The following is an 18,924-nucleotide window of genomic DNA, read 5'->3' as shown; positions in this document are numbered from 1 at the left end:
AAAGTCACGGCGGTCAACCAAGGAAAGCTTATAAGTCCTTGAAAAAAAGGGAATTTAGCGGCGCAGAAACAGGCCTAGTAGCGTAGTAATGCGGCGCCCCAGGTCAGCCCGCCACCCATGCCTTCCAGCATGATCAGGTCGCCGCGCTTGAACTTGCCGTCCTTCACGGCCTCGTTGAAGGCGAGCGGGATTGAGGCGGCAGAGGTGTTGCCGTGCATCGCTATTGTGGAAATCACCTGGTCGTCGCGCAGGTCGAGTTTCTTGGCGACGCCATTGATGATGCGCTGGTTCGCCTGGTGGGGGACGAACCAGTCGACGGTCGTCGGATCGATGCCGGCAGCAGCGGCAGCGCCTTCCATCGCCTCTGAGATCTTATTGACGGCTTCCTTGAACACCTTGTTGCCCTGCATCCGCAGGTGCCCGATCGTGCCGGTCGCGGAGACGCCGCCATCGACATAGAGTAGCTCGGTCAAGCGACCATCGCAGCGCAGATAGCTGGAAAGGATGCCGCGGCCATTGGCTTCGTCCTCATCCATGGCAGAGACGACAAAGGCACCGGCACCATCGCCAAACAGCACGCAGGTGCCGCGATCTTCCCAGTCGAGGATGCGCGAGAAGGTCTCAGCGCCGATCACCAGCGCCCGCTTGTGTTGTCCGCTGACGAGGAATTTTTCGGCGATCGAGAGGGCATAGACGAAACCGGTGCAGACCGCCTGGATATCGAAAGCGGCACCCGCCGTAATGCCGAGCTTTGCCTGGGTAATGGCAGCGGTTGCAGGAAAAGTCAGGTCAGGCGTTGCCGTGGCTATGATCACGAGGTCGATATCATCCGGCCCGACACCGGCATGGTCCATCGCACGGCGGCCGGCCTCGGTGGCGAGATCGGAGGTTCTCTGTCCTTCAGCAGCGACATGGCGCTGACGGATGCCGGTGCGTTCGGTAATCCACTCGTCACTCGTGTCGACCCGGGCAGCCAGTTCGTCATTCGTCACGACACGGTCTGGCAGATATCCACCAACCCCTTCGACCACAGCCTTCAAACTCATTAAACTACTGCCTCTCGCGGTTCGCCGCTGTCGTCTGTCTCGCTGGCTGGCGGAAGCTTTTCTGCCCGTGCCTTGACCTTGGCGATGGTAGACTTGATTTCGTCCTGGAACGGTTGGCGTACCAGACTGTCAGCAACTTTCAAGGCCGATGCGACGCCTTCGGCGTCAGCCCCGCCATGGCTTTTGATCACCAGCCCGTTGAGGCCGAGCAATGGCGCGCCATTGACGTTGGACGGGTTTGCCTTCGACCGCATTTTCGACAGGCCGCCATACATCAGCAGAGCCCCGAGTTTCGCGGCAAGATTGGATGTCACGGCCTCACGCACCCAGCCGGCGATCATCCGAGCCGTCCCCTCAGCCGCTTTCAGGGCAATATTACCGGTAAACCCGTCGGTCACGACGACATCGACCGTGCCCTTGGCAATGTCGTCACCCTCGACGAAACCGGCAAATTCCATTTCGGGGTCGGCATCGCGCAGGGTCAGGGCAGCGGTGCGGATCAGTTCATGCCCCTTAAGCTCTTCGGCGCCGACGTTGAGCAGGCCAACGACCGGCTTTGCCTTGCCCGTCATGGCGCGATAATAGGCCTCGCCCATGATCGCAAACTGGACCAGTTGCTCGGCGGTTGCCTCGACATTGGCGCCGACATCAAGCACCACCGTCTTGCCGTCTTTCATTGTCGGCCAGAGAGCCGTGATCGCCGGGCGGTCGACCCCTTCGATCATGCGCAGCTGCATCACGGACATTGCCATCAGCGCGCCGGTGTTGCCGCAGGAGACGACAGCCGCCGTCTGGCCTTCCTTGACCGTCTTGATCGCGTTCCACATGGAGGTATTGCGGCCGCGGCGCACGGCCTGGCTCGGCTTGTCGTCCATCGTGATGACGCCGTCGGCATGGATGATGTCGTAGCGGCCATCGGGAAAAGCAATTTTTTCCTCGGCGATGATGCGGCGCAACTCGGCCTCGTTACCGACGAGGACGAGCCTAGACTTCAGTCCCTCGTTCAGCGCCTTGGCGCAGCCGTTCAACATGGCTGAGAGGCCGCCATCTCCCCCCATCACGTCTACGGCGATCGACAGATCTGTGGTCATACTGTTCCAAACGTTTCAGTAGCGGGTGTGTGCAAAATACAGAGTCTTTCCCGTCGCGCAATGGACAGGGAGACGCCTCTTACCCCCGGTTGACCGAAATTGCTAATCCTGCTTGAGCGATTTGAGCGAAGCGAACGGCGACAATGATGGCTGCTCCGCCTCGTCCTTCACCGGTTCGGCCCCCTCCTTGCGCGGGAACGGCTCCATGGCGAGCGACACCTGCTGGACGGCCTGCTCGGCGAGGTCGATCGTGTCGCCCGTGATCGGGTCGGGCGCTTCGATATCGATCTCCACCTCGCCGGCGAGGTCCGGCACTTCATCAACCACTTCAAGTTCGAAGGAAAAATCATCGTCGATGCCTTCATCCATCGGCTCAAGACTTGTGACGCAGGTTCGGACGAGCTGTGCCTTCACATGGCCCTCGATCAGGATGATCTGACCGCTGCGGCTGATCTCGAAAGATGCCTCGACGGATGAGGCGGATTCGGTCTCCAGCCTGTGCGCCACCTTTTGGAGCGCATTCTCCGGAAAGACGACAGTGTACGATTTCGGTCGGGGGGAGATGTCGTCGATCCGGATCGGTTTTTCGAAGCCATTATCCGGCTTTTGATCGGTGAGATGGTCTATCATCAGGCGGTTGCTCCTGTCATGGCGGGCTCAGGAAAACTGACAAAGCCGAGCATCAGGCGTTCCACTTTCTGATTGCCGAGTGTTGCGGCGGCCTGGCGGACATAGGCGGCCAGCGGTTGCGCTACCTCCCGGGCCTCGGCTTCGTCACCCGGCAGGCCGAGGATGTTCCGGCTCAGGGCATCGGCCAGGGCACTCTCTTCCTCATCATTCAGCGCGCGGTCATAGGCATTGATGCGACCATAAAAATCCTCTGCCAGCTTGCGCACGCGCTTGCCGACGATGAGATCGCCGACCCCCATCTCGCGCAGGGAATCGTCCATATTCTTGAACATGACGTCGAACAGGGCCTGCGAGAATTCCGAGGTCCGGCCCTCCTCAGGTTTCAGCCGCCGCATGACGAGAAACATGTGAAGGCAGATCATGTCAAAACGCCCATCGACGGTATCCGGAACCCCGGCCTCGTAAAATGCCGGCTTGCGCGCCTGAACGATGATGTCGCGGTAGAGTTCACGCGCCCTGTCTCTGGTTCTGTCTTTCTTGAAAAATCGGGAAAGCATGATGCTCCTGCGTGCTACATTGAATCTTTGTCATATGCCAAACGCCGCCCGGGCTTGGCAAACACTTCGCTATCGAGGTAAAGAGATAGTCAATTATCTGCGTTTAGGAACAGGTCTTCTCTATGTTACGTGCCATCACGCTTGTCGCTGTCATTATCGCGCTCAGCGCCTGCGTTTCCACGCGGGCCCGCCACGGCTACATTATCGAGCGGGGCGAAACCGAACTGACTGCCGAACAGGGACTCGACTCCCGCGAGAGCGTCCTTGCCCGATATGGCGAGCCGACACTGCGCCCGGCCCTGAACGATAACACCTGGTATTACGTCACCATGACGACCAATGCCCGCGCCTTTTTTCGCACCCAGACCACAAACCGGCAGGTGGTTGCCTTCAATTTCGACAATGAAGGCAGCGTGACGGCGGTCGAGACCTATGCCCTGGATGATGCGATGAACATCAATCTCGTCGATCGTGAAACGCCGACCCGCGGCAAGCAGCTGACCTTCATCGAACAGCTCGTCGGCTCTGTCGGCCAGCTGCCGCCAACGCAGGGCCCACAGGTCCCCGGACAGGATCAGCGCTGATAGCGTCAGCCCTCAGGCAAAATGGTCATGACCCCGTTTCGGCGGGGTTATTTCCTTTCCGCCGGACAGAACAGCTACTCCCTCGCCTTCGCGGCACTGTCCGATGACGGTCACGGTGACGCCGCTGTCAGCCGCCCTTGCCTTGAGGGCAATCATCCGTGGCGCAGGGGCAGTGAACAGGATCTCGTAATCGTCGCCGAAAGACGCCAGCTGTGACAGGGCCAACGCCGTGTCGGCCTGCTGTGAGACCCATGATTGCGCCGCAGGCGAGAGGGGCATTTTGTCGAGATCGAGATCGATCCGCAACGCGGAGGCTGACGCGATATGCCCTGCATCGGCGATGAGGCCGTCAGATATGTCGAGGGATGCGGAGGCGCTAATGGCAATCGCGGGCGCCAGTTCCTGGCGCAGTACCGGCACACGGTAGCGTCGCATCAGGAATTCATCTGCCTCCGGATCGAGCCGAAGATCTGCCTGTGCAACCGCCAGCCCCAGTCCCGCATCGCCGATCGTGCCCGTCACAGCCAGCACGTCACCCGGCGCCGCGCCGGATCGCAGAACCGGCCTCAGGCCCTCCGTCATCTTTCCGAACAGCGTTATCGAAATGACCAGAGGACCATCACCGGCATGCCGGGTCGTGTCGCCGCCGAGAAGGTGGATATCGAAGACCTGCTGGTCATGGGACAAGCCATCGGCAAAGCGCTGTAGCCAGTCGGCATCGCACAGGCGCGGCAAGGCCAGCCCGAGGAGATAGCCTGCGGGTTTTGCACCCTTGCAGATGATGTCGGAAATATTGGCGCGCAGGGCCTTGCGGGCGATCAGGTCGGGAGGATCGTCAACCAGGAAATGTGTGCCGGCAATCAGCAGGTCCTTGGTGACGATATCAGCCCGTTGTGAAAAAACAGCCACGTCGTCCGTCAGGTTCAACCCGTCCTCCCCGGCAAGGGGACGGAAAATCTCCCGGATGATATCGAATTCGCCAAGCCGGCTGTTCGTCGCCACGCCGTGCCAGCCTTTCCTCAGCGAGATGGCTGATTGCTATTGCCGTTAAAATTCGTCTGGCCGCACTTCATGCCCGGCCTTGTCCAGCACGGCATTGATGAAAGAGGCCTCGTCGCTGCCTTCATCGAAGAAAGCGTTGGCGAGCTCGACGCTCTGGTCGATCACCACGCGCGCCGGCACATCCGATCGGCGGATAAGTTCGTAGACAGCGCATCTCAGGATCGCCCGGGCCGTTGCGTCGAGACGCTTGAGAGTCCAGCCTTTCGACAAATGCCTGTTGATGAATGGATCGACCTTGCCCTGGAGTTCCAGAACACCGCGCACCAGGTCCTCGAAATAGTCGGGGTCTGCATCGCGGATCGCCTCGCCATCCAGTTCGCCGCCAAGGCGATAGTTCTGGAATTCGCGGATCACGCCATTCACGCCGATGCCCGAATGCTCCATCTGGTAGAGCGCCTGCACGGCACCGAGCCGCGCGAGCGAGCGCCCGTCCATCGGATCAAGCTTTTTGATCGCGGTTGTGTCCATGGCATCAGCCATCATTCTTTACTGTCCTTACTCACATCGGCGGCCATGCGGCCGAGAAATTTCTCGAAATCCTCGACCCGGCCGAAATTATTGTAAACGGAGGCATAGCGAACGAACGCCACATCATCCAGTTCCTGTAGTCCCTGCATAACGAGACCGCCCAGCTCGCGCGACTCAATTTCGCTGTCGCCACGGGATTCAAGCCTGCGGACGATACCGGAGACCATCTGTTCGAGCTGTTCCGGGTCGATATTGCGCTTGCGTGTCGCGATATTGATCGACCGCATCAGCTTCTCGCGATCAAACGGCACTTTCTTGCCGGAGTTTTTCAGAATCGTCAGTTCGCGAAGCTGCACCCGTTCGAAGGTCGTGAAGCGGCCGCCGCAGGCAGAGCACTGGCGGCGGCGGCGGATCGCGGCGGAGTCCTCCGTCGGCCGAGAGTCCTTTACCTGGGTATCTTCATTGCCGCAGAACGGACAGCGCATCTATTCTTATCCTGTATTCAGGCGCCGGTCCTGGCCCCGGATCAGGCGGCTCAGCTGTATATCGGGAAACGCGCAGTGAGCGCTTTCACCCTGGCCAGCACCGCCTTTTCGATTTCTGCGTTATTCTCGCCGTTCTCGGCCAGTCCGTCCAGCACCTCCGCGATCAGGCGGCCGACTTCCTGGAATTCGGCGACCCCGAAGCCCCTGGTCGTGCCGGCGGGAGAGCCGATCCGGATGCCTGAGGTGATGGCCGGCTTCTCCGGATCGAACGGGACGCCATTCTTGTTGCAGGTGATCCCTGCCCGCTCGAGGCTCTCCTCGGCCATGTTGCCCTTGACGCCCTTGGGCCGGAGGTCGATCAGCGCGAGATGGGTGTCAGTGCCGCCGGAGACGACGGCATAACCGGCATCGACCAGCACTTCGGCCATCGCCTTGGCGTTTTCGATGACCTGCTTTGCGTAAGTCTTGAATTCGGGTTTCAGCGCCTCGCCGAAGGCAGCGGCCTTGCCCGCGATGACATGCATCAGGGGGCCGCCCTGGATGCCCGGGAACATGGCGGAGCGGAATTTCTTGGCTAGCGCCGGGTCATTGGTCAGGATCATGCCGCCGCGCGGACCACGAAGCGTCTTGTGCGTCGTCGTCGTCGCGACATGGGCATGGTCGAGCGGGTTCGGATAGTGGCCACCAGCGACGAGCCCGGCGAAATGCGCCATGTCGACCATCAGATACGCATCGACCATGTCAGCGACCTCGCGGAAGCGCTTGAAATCGATGATGCGTGAATAGGCCGAGCCGCCGGCAATGATGACCTTCGGCTTGTGCTCTTTGGCCAATGCCTCGACCGCGTCATAATCGATGCGCTGGTCATCTTCATTGACACTGTAATGGATGGCATTGAACCACTTGCCGGACTGGTTGACCTTGCTGCCATGGGTCAGGTGGCCGCCTGCGGCCAGGTCCATGCCCAGGAAGGTATCGCCCGGCTGCATCAGCGACATGAACACGGCCTGATTGGCCTGGCTGCCGGAATGCGGCTGAACCACGGCCTCCTCGCAATTGAAGAGCTTGCAGGCCCGTTCGATCGCAATCCTTTCGACTTCGTCGACGGACTCGCAGCCACCATAGTAGCGCTTGCCCGGATAACCCTCGGCATATTTGTTCGTCAGAACCGATCCCTGTGCTTCAAGCACGGCGCGCGAAACGATGTTTTCCGAGGCGATGAGTTCGATCTGTTCCTGTTGACGATGCAGTTCATCCTGCATAAAGCCGAACAGCACAGGGTCACTGTCTTTCAGGGATGAAGAGAAAAACCCGTCCTGTTTACCCTGGTGGGATGGTGTCGCGCTCATGATGGCCTCCATACTGTCATTTACGCACGCATATACAGACCTGAGCCGCTGAGGACAATCCGATTCGAGGGATCAGCCCCGCGCCCAAAGGAAGCGGTACCGGACTTTCGGGTTGCGGCGATTACAGTAATTCTCGAGCCAGTATTTTAATCTTAAATGAATGCAACTATTTATACGTTGTAAGCATTTAGCAACATGTCTAGTAGATAAAACGCTGCTGCAACGAGCAATTCACTTGATCATTCATTTCAAGATATCCAAACAGGCCACAAGACATTCTCACAAGAAAGGAAGCTGATAATGGCTGACGACAAACAACAGATCGATGCGGATGATATTCTGCACTTAACAACCGATATTGTTTCGGCATACGTAAGCAACAATAAATCCAGCGCCGACGAAATCCCGCAACTGCTGGAAAAGACGTTTGCGATGCTTACGAGCCTTCGCGCCGGTGGCGACAGCGAAGTGACCAACAAGGAGCCGGCTGTCCCGGTCTCCAAGTCGATCACACCTGATTTCATCATCTGTCTCGAAGATGGCAAGAAGCTGAAAATGCTGAAACGCTATCTACGCACTCAATACGACCTGACGCCGGAAGAGTATCGCCGTAAGTGGAACCTGCCGGCTGACTATCCGATGGTCGCCCCGAATTACGCCAAGAAGCGTTCTGCCTTCGCCAAGAAGATCGGCCTTGGCAAGGCTGCCGGAACGGCCACGCCGACCAAGAAGACGACACGCAAACGCGCTACCAAGAAGAAAGCCTGATCAGGCATTCACACCCTGTTTGAAAACCCCGGCCTTGCGCCGGGGTTTTTCTTGTCAGGCCGCAGCGCGTTTCAACTGAAGATCGGTCCAGACAACGTCCAGGGCCTCGACCAGCTGCTCTATGTGAGCATCGGTGTGGAGCGGCGTCGGGGTAAAGCGCAGTCGTTCTGTACCTCGAGGGACGGTAGGATAGTTAATTGGCTGCACATACATGGAATGGTCCGTCAACAGCCGGTCGGACACGGCCTTGCAGGCCACCGGGTCACCGACGAAGACTGGCACGATATGACTGACGGACGGCATTACCGGGAAGCCGGCATTGGACAGGACTTCCTTCATCCGGGCGGCACGCTCCTGATGGCGCGCCCGCAGGTCTTCGCTCTTCTTGAGGGTGCGGACGCTTTCGAGCGCTCCGGCAACCAGAACCGGCGACAGGGCCGTCGTGAATATGAAGCTGGAGGCGTAGGAGCGAACGGCATCGATCAACGCCGACGAGCCGGCAATATAGCCACCCATCACACCAAAGGCCTTGCCGAGCGTACCCTCGATGACATCGACGCGGTGCTCAACGCCATCCCGTTGGGCAACGCCGCCGCCCTTCTCGCCATACAGGCCGACGCCATGGACTTCATCGAGATAGGTGAAGGCATTATATTTGTCTGCCAGATCGCAAATCCTGCCGATAGGCGCGATGTCGCCATCCATCGAATAGACGGATTCAAATGCGATGACCTTGGGCTTGTCTGCCGGCAGGTCTTTCAAAAGCGATTCCAGATGGACGAGATCGTTATGGCGCCAGATCAGCTTCGGGCCCTTGCCGCCCCGGATGCCGTGAATCATCGATGCGTGGTTCAGTTCATCAGACAGGGTAATGCAGTCCGGCAGCAGCTTGCCGAGTGTCGACAGCGTCGCCTCGTTGCCGACATAACCGGAGGTGAAAAGCAGCGCCGCTTCCTTGTTGTGAAGGTCGGCCAGCTCTTTTTCGAGGCGGACATGATAATGTGTCGTCCCGGCAATGTTGCGCGTTCCGCCGGCCCCGACACCGACCTGGTCGATCGCGGTTTTCATGGCCTGTGCCACGTCCGGGTGCTGGCCCATGCCAAGATAGTCGTTGGAGCACCAGACGGTCACTTCCTTCGGATCAGAGTTGCCGTCATGATAGCGCGCCTGCGGAAAGCGCCCGCTGATTCTTTCCAGATCGGCGAAGACACGATAGCGGCCTTCCGATTTTACGGCTGAGACGGCTGTCTGGAAGGCTTTTTCGTAATCAAGCATGATGGGCGCGATACTCTGATTGTCTGATCCCGTCTATATGCGAAAAAAAAGCCGCCCCTGCAATGCGACAGGACGGCTTATTGGGTGATTACGCTATGATTTTGAAGGCGGTTTAGAGCCGGAAGCGAATCTGATCACCCCAGAAGCGTTCAAGTCTCTCCAGCGTGATGCTCGCTGACGCCATCATTTCCGCGTGGACATCGCCGACCTGCTCGACGGAACCGAGCTGACGCTCGAACATATCAACCAGCATGTCGCGGATATCACAGCCCTTGTCCGTCAGGGAAACGCGCACAGACCGGCGATCGGTCTTGCTGCGTTCATGGCTGATATAGCCGGCATCGACGAGCTTCTTGAGATTGTAGGAAACATTGGAGCCTAGGTAATGCCCACGGGTACGAAGCTCGCCCGCTGTCAATTCGGCATCACCGATATTGTAGAGAAGCAATGCCTGCACCGCATTCACATCGGTCTGGCCGACGCGTTCCAGCTCGCTCTTGATCACATCCAGAAGCTGGCGGTGCAACCTTTCGATCAGTTGCAGAAGCTTCTGATAGGCTGCCTCAAGATCAGTATTTTCACGGCCCGACAGAGTTTCTTTCGTCTGTAGCCCGGATGAAAAGCCCGCTACCATAGTAATCCCCTTAGGTGTTTTCTAACGCAACAGTGGTGAAGGCTATCAGGCAAAATCTAAGGGCTGGTTAAGCCGACATGCTTTTTTTTATGTTTAGTGGCCTGAAATCATTTACGGATTGGCCGCAATTGTGCTGTGGAAACCGTCATGAGCAAACTAGCCTTCACCCCCCGTCACTATCCGGCAACCCGATTGCGCCGCCCCCGGGCACAGACTTGGTCGCGTAACCTCATGCGCGAAACGCGCCTGTCGCCGGACGACCTGATCTGGGCCATCGTGCTCAAGGACGGAAAGGGTGTGAAGGAGCCCGTCGACCACATGAACGGGGTCTTCCGGCTGTCGCCGGACGAGGCGGTGAAGGCGGCACAGGAGGCCCGCGCGCTCGGCATCAATGCCCTCGCCCTCTTCCCCTATACTGACCGTGGCCAGCGTTCCGCCGATGGTGCCGAGGCACTGAACAGCGATAATCTGATGTGCCGGACCGCGAAGGCGATCAAGGATGCCGTGCCGGACGTCGGTCTGATCTGCGACGTCGCCCTCGACCCCTACACCGATCATGGCCATGACGGGTTGATGCAGGACGGGATTATCCTGAACGATGAAACGGTCGAGGTGCTGTGCAGACAGGCGGTCGTCCAGGCCGAGGCCGGGTTCGACATCGTTGCCCCGTCCGACATGATGGATGGCAGGATCGGGAAAATCCGCGAAGCGCTCGATGGCGCCGGTCTCGGCGACCGCCAGATCATGTCCTATGCGGTCAAATACGCTTCGTGCTTCTACGGTCCCTATCGCGGTGCCATCGGGTCGGGTGACCTGCTGAAGGGCGACAAGAAAACCTATCAAATGGACCCCGCCAATGCCGACGAAGGCCTGCACGAGGTAGCGCTGGACCTGGCGGAAGGCGCTGACAGCGTCATGGTTAAGCCGGGGATGCCCTATCTGGACATGATTACGCGGGTCAAACAAACCTTTGGGGTGCCGACCTACGCATTCCAGGTGTCCGGTGAATACGCCATGATTGCAATGGCCGGCGATGCCGGCGCGATTAACCGTGATCAGGCCATTCTCGAATCGCTGGTGTGTTTCCGCCGGGCCGGGGCTGACGGAATAATTAGTTACTTTGCTAAAGAGGCTGCAGAATTAATGACTTAGGAGGAGTTCTTGTTGAGTCTTGAAACCAGACTGGACGTATCCCAGCGCCGTCCTCCATTCTCCTGCACCTGGGCGTAGAACTGGTCGACGAGAGCCGTCACCGGCAGGCTCGCCCCATGGCGCCCAGCTTCATCGAGCGCAATGCGCAGGTCCTTGCGCATCCAGTCGACGGCGAAGCCGAAATCGAATTCGCCCTTGTTCATGGTCGCCCAGCGGTTCTCCATCTGCCAGCTTTGCGCCGCGCCGCCGGAGACCGCTTCGTAGACCTTGTCCATGTCGATACCGGCACGCGAGCCGAAATGAACCGCTTCCGAAAGCCCCTGCAGAAGTCCCGCAATGCAGATCTGGTTGACTGCCTTGCAGAGCTGCCCGTGGCCCACCGGCCCTATATGGACGATGCGCTTGGCGTACCGGTCCATTACCGCTGCAGCGGTGGCAAAGTCGGCATCCGATCCGCCGCACATGATCGACAAGGCGCCGTTCTCGGCCCCCGCCTGACCGCCTGACACCGGCGCATCGACGAAGCCGATCCCGCGCTCCGCCGCGCGCCTCGCAATTTCTTCAGCGCAGGCCGCCGATGTCGTCGTGTGATCGACATAGAGCGCGCCCTCTTCCATGCCTGACAGGGCGGCCGTTGCAACGGCGATGCTGTCATCATCATTGCCGACGCAGGCAAGAACGATCCTGGCGTCCCTGCAGGCCGATACGGGGTCTGGTTCCATCGCGCCGCCATTTTCCGCCACCCATTTCGCGGCCTTTTCCGACGTTCTGTTGAAGACGGTCACGTCATGGCCGGCCTTCAGCAAGTGGGCGGCCATGGGATAGCCCATGACACCAAGGCCCAGAAAAGAGAGCTTCATGGAAATCCTCCCGGTTTACGCGTGTTCAGACAATCTCGGGCCCGGTCAGATAGCTGCGGGCGACATAGATGAGCGGCTTGCCCGGCCGGTAATCGCAATCGACAATTCGTCCGACGAGAATGACATGATCGCCGGCGTCGTGCCGCGCCTCGACCCTGCAATCGATCGCTGCAAGGCGTTGCTTCAGGACGGGCGCACCGGTCACCATCGTCTCCGTCTCGCCCTCCGCGAAGTCATGGTTTCCGGGTGTCGCGAACCGGGTCGAGATATCCGCCTGATCATCCCGAAGAACCGACACGGCATAGTCGTCCGCGCCGTTAAACGCCTCAAACACGCCTGAATGCCTGTCGATGCACCACAGCACAAGCGGCGGATCCAGGGACACGGAGGTAAAGGAATTCACGGTAATGCCGATCGGCTTATCGCCACCGGGGGGGATACAGGACACTATGGTCACGCCCGTCGTATAGCGGGTGAAGGTATTTTTCAGGTCGTTGATGGTGAAAGTCATTAGGGATCTTGCGTTGGCGTGGAGGAGTGCGGGCTGCGTCCCATTGGGTCGTCCCGGTATACAGGGCGATATATAAGGCGATTTGGATAATTGTTTCAGTTATTTGCTCATTTCGCAAATATTGCTACGCCTGTCGATTGATATTGAAATCCTGCCCGCGATGCCGATAAGTGTCAGTCCGGCAGGATCAGAGGGAGACAATGGAAAATCTGCTTTTTCCAGACTGGCAGATGTGGACGGCGATACTCATCATCGCGGTTGGCGTCGTTGCCTATGCATCGGACCGATTCTCCCTCGAGATGGTGTCAGCGGCGATCATCATCGCGCTGATGGTCTTCTTTCACATGTTTCCGGTACAGGGACCTGGCGGCGAAAATGTTCTCGACGCCAGGATGCTGCTATCAGGCTTTGCCAGCCCCGCGCTGTTCGCGATCATGGGGCTGCTGATCATCGGCCAGGGCATGTTCCAGGCGGGTGCACTGGAATATCCGACGCGGCTTTTGCTGACCGCCTACAACAAATCGCGCTACATCGCGATCGCCTCAGTGTTCCTGCTGGTCATGATTGTGAGCGCGTTCTTGAACAACACGCCCGTTGTCGTGATGTTCATCCCGATCATGTCGGCCATCGCCGCGCGCAGCAAGGTTGCGCCATCGAAATACATGATCCCTCTCTCCTTCATGTCGATCTTTGGCGGCATGATCACGATCATCGGCTCTTCGACAAACCTTCTGGCTGCCGAAGCCTACACGACCGTGACCGGAAACCAGATCGGCTTCTTCGCCCTTGCTCCCATCGGCCTCGTGCTTGCCGGTGTCGGGGCGTTATACATGTTCGCGACGCGAACCTTTCTCTTGCCTAACCGGGAGGCGCAAAGCGTCAGCGGGTCCGATGGCGATGGCAAACAGTTCATCGCCCAGATCGAGATTTCGCGCGGACACCCGCTAATCGGGCGCGGTGCCGTTGCCGGGCTGTTTCCGGACCTGCCCGATGTGACCGTGCGCATGGTCCAGCGCCGTGAGGAAGCCATCGTGCCTCCCTATGACGATTTCGTCTTTCGCCTGCACGACACTGTTATCGTCGCTGCGACCCGCAAGGCCCTGACCAATCTGCTGCGATCGAAGCCGGACATTCTCGCCGGCGTCATGAGCGAAGTCGAGTTGAAGGAAGAATCGCAGAACAAGGGCGAACTGACCATGGTTGAGGCAATCGTGGCGCCGGGCTCGCGCATGATCGGCCGTACCATCGCCCAGATCGGTTTTCGCTATCAGACCAATTGCGTCATTCTCGGCATTCAGCGGCGCAGCCGCATGATCCGCTCCCAGATGAATTCCATCCGGCTCGAGGCGGGTGATGTCCTGCTTCTGCTCGGGGATATCGATGACGTGCGCTCCCTTAGAACCGACCGCGACATCGTGTTGCTGGAATGGTCGATGCAGGGTCTGCCCGACCCCAGTAACGCCGCTCGGGCTGCCATCATCTTTTTCGGCGTCATTGCCGCATCGGGTCTTGGCCTTCTGCCAATTGCAGTGTCCGCGTTTCTCGGCGCCACACTGATGATCGCCTCCGGCTGCCTGAACGTTCGACAGGCATCACGCGCCATCGACCGGCGCATTTTCCTGCTGATCGGTGCGGCCCTCGCCATGGGCATGGCGCTGGAGCGCACGGGGGGCGCCCAGATGATCGCGGAACAGGCTGTTTCCATTGCCGAATCCGGCGGACCTGTCGCGCTGATTTCGGCCTTTTTCATTATCTGTGCCGCGACGACCAACGTCCTGTCCAACAATGCGACGGCAGTGCTGTTTACACCGATTGCGGTCAGTGCTGCCCAGCAGGCCGGGATCGATCCCTTGATCCTCGTCCTGACTGTCATCTTCGGGGCAAACTGCTCCTTCGCGACACCTGTCGCCTATCAGACCAACCTGCTTGTCATGTCTCCCGGACACTACCAGTTCAAGGATTACCTGATCATCGGCCTGCCCCTCATCCTTGTCATGTGGATCGTTTTCAGTTTCGTTGCGCCTTATTATTTTCGCATGACCGGACTTCTTTAACCAGTTTGTGACATGCTCTCCCTCCTGGTGTAGTAAGGCCGGGCCTTGCGGGAGAAAATGACCCTGCTAGGATTTGAAGTTGCGTAATGACAGGGCATCCACCTTGACCAGGCCTTTCGACCAGTCCCGTACAGAATTCTATCTCACCTCGCCATCCCGCTGCCCGTATCTGCCTGACCGGATGGAGCGCAAGGTGTTCACCTTCCTGTCCGGTACGACGGCCCCGCAATACAACGCGATCCTGACCCAGCGCGGCTTCCGCCGGTCGCAGAACATCGTCTATCTGCCGGCCTGCGATGCCTGCAACGCGTGCAAGCCGGTCCGTATCGTTGCCACTGAGTTGGAGGATAAACAGGCATGGCGCCGCAATCGCCGTCGCAATGGCGATATTTCGCGTGAGATCAAGGCGCCGAAAGCGACGTCGGAACAATTCTCTGTCCTGCGCGGCTATCTCGATGAGCGTCACGCCGATGGCGGCATGTCCGACATGACCGTCCTCGACTATACCAGCATGGTTGAGCAGACAGCCGTCGATACCATGCTGATTGAGTACCGCGATGGCGACGGCACGCTGATTGCCTGTGCGCTGACCGACCGCCTGCCCGACGGGTTGTCGATGGTCTATTCCTTCTTTGAGCCGGACGCCGCCAGCCGGGGTCTCGGAACCTACATGATCCTCGATCATGTCGCCCTCGCACGGGAATTGGGCCTGCCCTACGTCTATCTTGGCTACTGGATCGATGGCAGCACGAAGATGGACTACAAGGCCAAGTTCGCGCCACTGGAGAAATGGTCCTCCAAGGGCTGGAAACCCCTCAAAAAGCCCGACGCCGTACGCAAATAGGGCCGATCGTCTGCTTCAGTCCTATCTGGACGTCCCCCGTAAATCCCGGCACAGTGCTTCAAAAATAGTCATGGGGGACGACGTGCCAGAGGACAATGCCACGACAGTGGAAGCGGGCAGCAGACCGGCAAAAGTCAATCGCCGCAAATTCATGACTGCAGGCGCGCTGGGAACCGCAGCCCTCGCCGCCGGATGCGACTGTGCCGAGCGATGCAATGTCTCCCCCGCAGCCGGGGGCTTTGCCAATGACGGTATCGTCGAGCGTGAGCTGAAAATGGTCACGACCTGGCCACGGGATTTTCCGGGGCTGGGCGACGGTGCGGAACATGTGGCCCGCCATATCACGGAGATGAGCGGTGGCAAGATGCGCGTGCGTCTGTATGCGGCCGGCGAACTCGTCGGTGCCTTCGATGTGTTCGATGCCGTTTCGGGCGGTTCGGCCGACCTGTATCATGGCGCCGATTATTACTGGACGTCCCGCTCGCGCGCCTATCCCTTCTTCACGGCCGTCCCATTCGGCATGACGATTTCGGAAATCATGGGGTGGACGGAATATGGCGGCGGCCAGGAATTGTGGGACGAGCTCGCCGGCCAGTTCAACATCAAGCCGTTTGCCGCGGGCAATACCGGCCACCAGATGGGCGGCTGGTTCCGGCGGGAAATCAACTCTCTCGAAGACCTGCGGGGTCTGAAGGTCCGCATGCCGGGAATCGGCGGCGAAGTGATGCGCCGCACCGGCGCCGCATCCGTGACCCTGCCCGGTAACGAGCTCTATCAGGCGCTGCAATCCGGCACGATCGACGCCACCGAATGGGTGGGTCCCTGGAACGATCTGGCTTTCGGCTTTTATCGCGAGGCGAAATTCTATTACTGGCCGGGCTTCCACGAGCCAGGGGCCCAGCTGTCGGTCGGCATGAATCTCGACCTCTGGAACGATCTCTCCCTGCAGGAGAAATCCATCGTGACCAATGCCTGCCGCGCCGCCAACAACCAGATGATCGCTCAGTATGCGCATAACAACGCCATTGGGTTGCGGTCGCTGGTTGAGGATCACGGCGTCCAGCTGCGCGAGATGCCGCGGGACGTGATGGCGGCGCTGGCGGAAAATACCAAGGCCGTTCTGGAGGAAATCGCCGCCGAGGATGATCTGTCGCGGCGTATTTACGAGAGCTATCGCGATGCTCTCAACGCCGGGTCGCGCTGGAGTGCGATTTCCGACGAAGCCTATCTCGCCGTCCGCCGCAACCTGTTCTCGCTGTGATGCTCGATCTGGTCGGTGACATGCTGATGCTGGCCGCACTGTGCGGCTGTGCCCTGCTCTTGCTGCCGGCGCTGACGCTCGCCTTGCGGACGCCATTTCTCTTCAGACTGACAGACACGCTCGCGGCTCTGTGCGCTCAAATCGTCGCTGGCGTTTCGAAAGTGGTGATGTGGGCAGGGCTTGCGATCGTTCTCATTCAGGTCGCGGTCGTGATCATGCGGTATGTCTTTGGCGTCAATCACATCTGGCTGCAGGAACTGATCGTCTGGCTGTTCGGTGTCATGTTTCTGATGACGGCCGCCTATGCCTTGCTGTCGGATGAACATGTACGCGTCGACATCTTCTATCGCGACGCTTCACCCCGCCGGAAGGCGCTGGTGAATTTCATCGGGACCTATCTGTTCCTGTTTCCTGTCTGTATCCTGATCGTCTGGGCAGCTGGACCCTATATCTTCAGGGCGTGGGACGTGTTGGAAGGTTCTCGCGAGACGAGCGGTCTGCCTGGCGTCTTCCTGCTGAAAAGCATGATCCCTGCCTTCGCCATCCTTCTTGCTCTCGCCGGCTTCGCTCTTGCCAGCCAGTCCGTTGCCGTCCTGTCAGGCCGTAGCGCTGAGGAGAAAGGCTGATGGAAGGCTTCCTCAACGACGTCGTGTTGTGTCTGTGCGCCTGCGCCAACTGGCTAGATATTGCCATGGTGCTGACGCTGTGCGCCCTGTTGCTGGCAGGATATCCGGCGGCTTTCAGCCTGGCGGGCACCGCGCTGTTTTATGGATTGCTTGGCCTTTCGATGGGGGCGTTCGATATTTCTTTCTTCGCCGAGCCCTATCCCATCCGCATATTCGGCATCATGAACAATCAGGTGCTGATCGCCGTACCGCTCTTCATCGTGATGGGCGTGGTGCTGGAGAAATCGCGCATCGCCGAAGACCTGCTCGACAATATGGCGCGCCTGTTCGGCTCGCTCCATGGCGGTCTCGGCATTTCGGTGACGATTGTCGGTGCCTTGCTTGCCGCCTCGACCGGGATTGTCGGGGCAACCGTCGTCACCATGGGGCTTCTCTCGCTACCGACCATGCTGCGCCGGGGCTATGACCCGGCGTTTTCCGCCGGCTCGATCGCGGCGGCAGGGACGCTCGGCCAGATTATTCCGCCCTCGATCGTCCTGATCCTGCTCGGTGACCAGATGTCCAATGCCTGGCAGAAGGCGCAGCTGGCCCAGGGCGTCTATGCGCCGGAGACGGTATCGGTCGGCGACCTGTTCGCCGGGGCTCTTTTGCCGGGTCTGATGCTGGTCGGGCTCTATCTTTTGTACCAGACAGCCGTCGCCTCGATCACGCCGAAAAAAGCGCCGGCTCTGCCAAAGGAAGAGCGCGGCGAGTACGGCGCGGCACTGTTGGCCGCGCTGAAGACGCTGCCGCCGCCCCTGGCCCTGATCGTCGCGGTCCTCGGATCGATCCTCGCCGGCATCGCCACGCCGACGGAGGCCGCCGGTGTCGGCGCCGTCGGGGCGATGCTCATTGCGGGCTATAGGCTGGCCCCGAAGGGGCATTCTGCCCGGATGCTCATCCTCATCAGCGCCGCCGCAACGCTCGTCCTGGTCTTGCTCAGCTCCCTGCTTGATTTGCGACTTGGCCGCACGAGTATTCCGCCAGCCGAGCAGGCAGGCATCATCGCCGCCGCTCTATGCTGCCTGCTGATTGGGACCGGTGTCGTCGCGAGCCTCGTCGTGATGCGAAAAGACAGGCTGATAAATTCAGTCGTGGAAAAGAGCGCCAGCGTCACCACCATGGTCTTCACCATCCTGATCGGCGCCGCTCTCTTCTCCCTCGTCTTCCGCGGACTGGGTGGCGAGGAGACCATTGCCAGTGCCCTGGCAGCGACACCGGGCGGCGCCGCCGGGGCGATCATTGCCGTGATGATCGTGATGTTCATTCTCGGCTTTGTTCTTGATTTCATTGAAATCACGCTAGTCGTCGTGCCGCTGGTGGCGCCGGCACTGCTGATGATGGGTGTCGATCCGGTCTGGCTCGGCGTCCTGATGGCGGTCAACCTGCAGACCTCCTTCCTGACGCCGCCCTTCGGCTTTGCGTTGTTCTATTTGCGCGGCGTTGCGCCGGAATCCGTTCGCACGATGCAGATCTATCGCGGTGCCCTGCCCTTCGTGCTGATCCAGATCCTCGCCCTCGGTATACTGGCGCTGTTCCCCGAAATCGCCACATGGCTGCCCTCCGTCATGTACACGGACTGATCCGCAGATTGTTGCACGGCAACAAGATATCCCGTATTTCTGAAT

The 18,924-nt window shown here is 59.5% G+C and carries 20 protein-coding genes; 8 read left to right on the top strand and 12 right to left on the bottom strand.

The window, feature by feature from the left end; genetic code table 11:
• Window positions 1-74 precede the first annotated feature (74 nt).
• The 4 genes from IEV88_RS05130 to IEV88_RS05115 all read right to left on the bottom strand — a co-directional run bounded on the left by IEV88_RS05130 (window position 75) and on the right by IEV88_RS05115 (window position 3,324).
• Window positions 75-1,046, bottom strand: a complete 972-nt coding sequence (locus IEV88_RS05130; RefSeq protein WP_188160188.1) for a beta-ketoacyl-ACP synthase III — start codon at window positions 1,044-1,046, stop codon at window positions 75-77.
• Window positions 1,046-2,137 carry a phosphate acyltransferase PlsX gene (gene plsX / locus IEV88_RS05125; RefSeq protein WP_188160187.1) on the bottom strand — a complete coding sequence of 364 codons (1,092 nt, stop codon included), beginning with the start codon at window positions 2,135-2,137 and terminating at the stop codon, window positions 1,046-1,048. The genes IEV88_RS05130 and plsX overlap by 1 nt, the downstream gene beginning before the upstream one ends.
• 102 nt (window positions 2,138-2,239) lie before the next feature.
• Complete coding sequence (locus IEV88_RS05120) at window positions 2,240-2,767, bottom strand: YceD family protein (RefSeq protein ID WP_188160186.1); 528 nt, start codon at window positions 2,765-2,767, stop codon at window positions 2,240-2,242.
• Entirely contained in the window at window positions 2,767-3,324 is a 558-nt protein-coding gene (locus tag IEV88_RS05115) for a ubiquinol-cytochrome C chaperone family protein (RefSeq protein ID WP_188160185.1), read from the bottom strand. Before IEV88_RS05115 ends, IEV88_RS05120 begins: the two co-directional genes overlap by 1 nt.
• A 122-nt stretch (window positions 3,325-3,446) precedes the next feature.
• Between IEV88_RS05115 and IEV88_RS05110 the strand changes: the two genes are divergently transcribed.
• Window positions 3,447-3,908 (top strand): outer membrane protein assembly factor BamE, encoded by a 462-nt coding sequence (locus IEV88_RS05110; protein WP_188160184.1) that lies wholly within the window; start codon window positions 3,447-3,449, stop codon window positions 3,906-3,908.
• Window positions 3,909-3,920: 12 nt separating this feature from the next.
• On the opposite strand, the gene thiL is transcribed toward IEV88_RS05110, so the two are convergent.
• The 4 genes from thiL to glyA are packed head-to-tail and all read right to left on the bottom strand — an operon-like array spanning window position 3,921 to window position 7,272.
• The gene (gene thiL / locus IEV88_RS05105) at window positions 3,921-4,910 is read right to left on the bottom strand and encodes a thiamine-phosphate kinase (protein ID WP_188160183.1); all 990 of its coding nucleotides are present in this window, start codon (window positions 4,908-4,910) and stop codon (window positions 3,921-3,923) included.
• Window positions 4,911-4,955: 45 nt separating this feature from the next.
• Entirely contained in the window at window positions 4,956-5,453 is a 498-nt protein-coding gene (nusB, locus tag IEV88_RS05100; protein WP_229731408.1) for a transcription antitermination factor NusB, read from the bottom strand.
• Window positions 5,450-5,923 (bottom strand): transcriptional regulator NrdR, encoded by a 474-nt coding sequence (nrdR, locus tag IEV88_RS05095; protein ID WP_188160182.1) that lies wholly within the window; start codon window positions 5,921-5,923, stop codon window positions 5,450-5,452. Before nrdR ends, nusB begins: the two co-directional genes overlap by 4 nt.
• Window positions 5,924-5,973: 50 nt before the next feature.
• Complete coding sequence (gene glyA / locus IEV88_RS05090) at window positions 5,974-7,272, bottom strand: serine hydroxymethyltransferase (protein WP_188160181.1); 1,299 nt, start codon at window positions 7,270-7,272, stop codon at window positions 5,974-5,976.
• A 300-nt stretch (window positions 7,273-7,572) separates the two neighbouring features.
• Between glyA and IEV88_RS05085 the strand changes: the two genes are divergently transcribed.
• Window positions 7,573-8,040, top strand: a complete 468-nt coding sequence (locus tag IEV88_RS05085; RefSeq protein WP_188160180.1) for a Ros/MucR family transcriptional regulator — start codon at window positions 7,573-7,575, stop codon at window positions 8,038-8,040.
• Between the two features lie 54 nt (window positions 8,041-8,094).
• On the opposite strand, the gene hemA is transcribed toward IEV88_RS05085, so the two are convergent.
• Window positions 8,095-9,315: a 5-aminolevulinate synthase gene (gene hemA / locus IEV88_RS05080; protein ID WP_188160179.1), complete on the bottom strand. Its 1,221-nt coding sequence runs from the start codon at window positions 9,313-9,315 to the stop codon at window positions 8,095-8,097.
• Window positions 9,316-9,427: 112 nt separating this feature from the next.
• Complete coding sequence (ldtR, locus tag IEV88_RS05075) at window positions 9,428-9,949, bottom strand: transcriptional regulator LdtR (protein ID WP_188160178.1); 522 nt, start codon at window positions 9,947-9,949, stop codon at window positions 9,428-9,430.
• Between the two features lie 147 nt (window positions 9,950-10,096).
• Here ldtR and hemB point away from each other — a divergent pair, with 147 nt between their 5' ends.
• Complete coding sequence (hemB, locus tag IEV88_RS05070) at window positions 10,097-11,101, top strand: porphobilinogen synthase (RefSeq protein ID WP_188160177.1); 1,005 nt, start codon at window positions 10,097-10,099, stop codon at window positions 11,099-11,101.
• Here hemB and IEV88_RS05065 read toward each other — a convergent pair.
• Together IEV88_RS05065 and IEV88_RS05060 are read right to left on the bottom strand one after the other, a co-directional pair.
• Window positions 11,098-11,961, bottom strand: a complete 864-nt coding sequence (locus IEV88_RS05065; protein ID WP_188160176.1) for an NAD(P)-dependent oxidoreductase — start codon at window positions 11,959-11,961, stop codon at window positions 11,098-11,100. The genes hemB and IEV88_RS05065 overlap by 4 nt on opposite strands.
• Before the next feature lie 25 nt (window positions 11,962-11,986).
• The gene (locus IEV88_RS05060) at window positions 11,987-12,472 is read right to left on the bottom strand and encodes a flavin reductase family protein (protein ID WP_188160175.1); all 486 of its coding nucleotides are present in this window, start codon (window positions 12,470-12,472) and stop codon (window positions 11,987-11,989) included.
• Between the two features lie 200 nt (window positions 12,473-12,672).
• Between IEV88_RS05060 and IEV88_RS05055 the strand changes: the two genes are divergently transcribed.
• The 5 genes from IEV88_RS05055 to IEV88_RS05035 all read left to right on the top strand — a co-directional run bounded on the left by IEV88_RS05055 (window position 12,673) and on the right by IEV88_RS05035 (window position 18,879).
• Window positions 12,673-14,526: an SLC13 family permease gene (locus IEV88_RS05055; RefSeq protein ID WP_188160174.1), complete on the top strand. Its 1,854-nt coding sequence runs from the start codon at window positions 12,673-12,675 to the stop codon at window positions 14,524-14,526.
• A 103-nt stretch (window positions 14,527-14,629) separates the two neighbouring features.
• Complete coding sequence (locus IEV88_RS05050; protein WP_188160173.1) at window positions 14,630-15,370, top strand: arginyltransferase; 741 nt, start codon at window positions 14,630-14,632, stop codon at window positions 15,368-15,370.
• 82 nt (window positions 15,371-15,452) lie between these two features.
• Entirely contained in the window at window positions 15,453-16,631 is a 1,179-nt protein-coding gene (locus tag IEV88_RS05045; protein WP_229731407.1) for a TRAP transporter substrate-binding protein, read from the top strand.
• Window positions 16,631-17,257 carry a TRAP transporter small permease subunit gene (locus tag IEV88_RS05040; RefSeq protein ID WP_229731406.1) on the top strand — a complete coding sequence of 209 codons (627 nt, stop codon included), beginning with the start codon at window positions 16,631-16,633 and terminating at the stop codon, window positions 17,255-17,257. Before IEV88_RS05045 ends, IEV88_RS05040 begins: the two co-directional genes overlap by 1 nt.
• Complete coding sequence (locus IEV88_RS05035; RefSeq protein ID WP_188160171.1) at window positions 17,257-18,879, top strand: TRAP transporter large permease; 1,623 nt, start codon at window positions 17,257-17,259, stop codon at window positions 18,877-18,879. The genes IEV88_RS05040 and IEV88_RS05035 overlap by 1 nt, the downstream gene beginning before the upstream one ends.
• The last annotated feature ends 45 nt before the right edge of the window (window positions 18,880-18,924 follow it).

This window comes from Aquisalinus flavus (assembly GCF_014640095.1).
GTDB lineage: Bacteria > Pseudomonadota > Alphaproteobacteria > Caulobacterales > Parvularculaceae > Aquisalinus > Aquisalinus flavus.
Note: the sequence above shows the minus strand (reverse complement) of the source record. Positions and strands in the feature narration are given on the sequence as shown.

Excerpts from the sequence above, each read along its gene's own strand:
- IEV88_RS05040 (WP_229731406.1), top strand. The coding sequence starts at position 16,631 with ATGCTCGATCTGGTCGGTGACATGCTGATGCTGGCCGCACTGTGCGGC.
- IEV88_RS05110 (WP_188160184.1), top strand. The coding sequence starts at position 3,447 with ATGTTACGTGCCATCACGCTTGTCGCTGTCATTATCGCGCTCAGCGCC.
- IEV88_RS05060 (WP_188160175.1), bottom strand. The coding sequence starts at position 12,472 with ATGACTTTCACCATCAACGACCTGAAAAATACCTTCACCCGCTATACG.
- hemA (WP_188160179.1), bottom strand. The coding sequence starts at position 9,315 with ATGCTTGATTACGAAAAAGCCTTCCAGACAGCCGTCTCAGCCGTAAAA.
- hemB (WP_188160177.1), top strand. The coding sequence starts at position 10,097 with ATGAGCAAACTAGCCTTCACCCCCCGTCACTATCCGGCAACCCGATTG.
- ldtR (WP_188160178.1), bottom strand. The coding sequence starts at position 9,949 with ATGGTAGCGGGCTTTTCATCCGGGCTACAGACGAAAGAAACTCTGTCG.
- glyA (WP_188160181.1), bottom strand. The coding sequence starts at position 7,272 with ATGAGCGCGACACCATCCCACCAGGGTAAACAGGACGGGTTTTTCTCT.
- nrdR (WP_188160182.1), bottom strand. The coding sequence starts at position 5,923 with ATGCGCTGTCCGTTCTGCGGCAATGAAGATACCCAGGTAAAGGACTCT.
- IEV88_RS05120 (WP_188160186.1), bottom strand. The coding sequence starts at position 2,767 with ATGATAGACCATCTCACCGATCAAAAGCCGGATAATGGCTTCGAAAAA.
- nusB (WP_229731408.1), bottom strand. The coding sequence starts at position 5,453 with ATGATGGCTGATGCCATGGACACAACCGCGATCAAAAAGCTTGATCCG.
- IEV88_RS05035 (WP_188160171.1), top strand. The coding sequence starts at position 17,257 with ATGGAAGGCTTCCTCAACGACGTCGTGTTGTGTCTGTGCGCCTGCGCC.
- IEV88_RS05065 (WP_188160176.1), bottom strand. The coding sequence starts at position 11,961 with ATGAAGCTCTCTTTTCTGGGCCTTGGTGTCATGGGCTATCCCATGGCC.
- plsX (WP_188160187.1), bottom strand. The coding sequence starts at position 2,137 with ATGACCACAGATCTGTCGATCGCCGTAGACGTGATGGGGGGAGATGGC.
- IEV88_RS05055 (WP_188160174.1), top strand. The coding sequence starts at position 12,673 with ATGGAAAATCTGCTTTTTCCAGACTGGCAGATGTGGACGGCGATACTC.
- IEV88_RS05085 (WP_188160180.1), top strand. The coding sequence starts at position 7,573 with ATGGCTGACGACAAACAACAGATCGATGCGGATGATATTCTGCACTTA.
- IEV88_RS05115 (WP_188160185.1), bottom strand. The coding sequence starts at position 3,324 with ATGCTTTCCCGATTTTTCAAGAAAGACAGAACCAGAGACAGGGCGCGT.
- IEV88_RS05130 (WP_188160188.1), bottom strand. The coding sequence starts at position 1,046 with ATGAGTTTGAAGGCTGTGGTCGAAGGGGTTGGTGGATATCTGCCAGAC.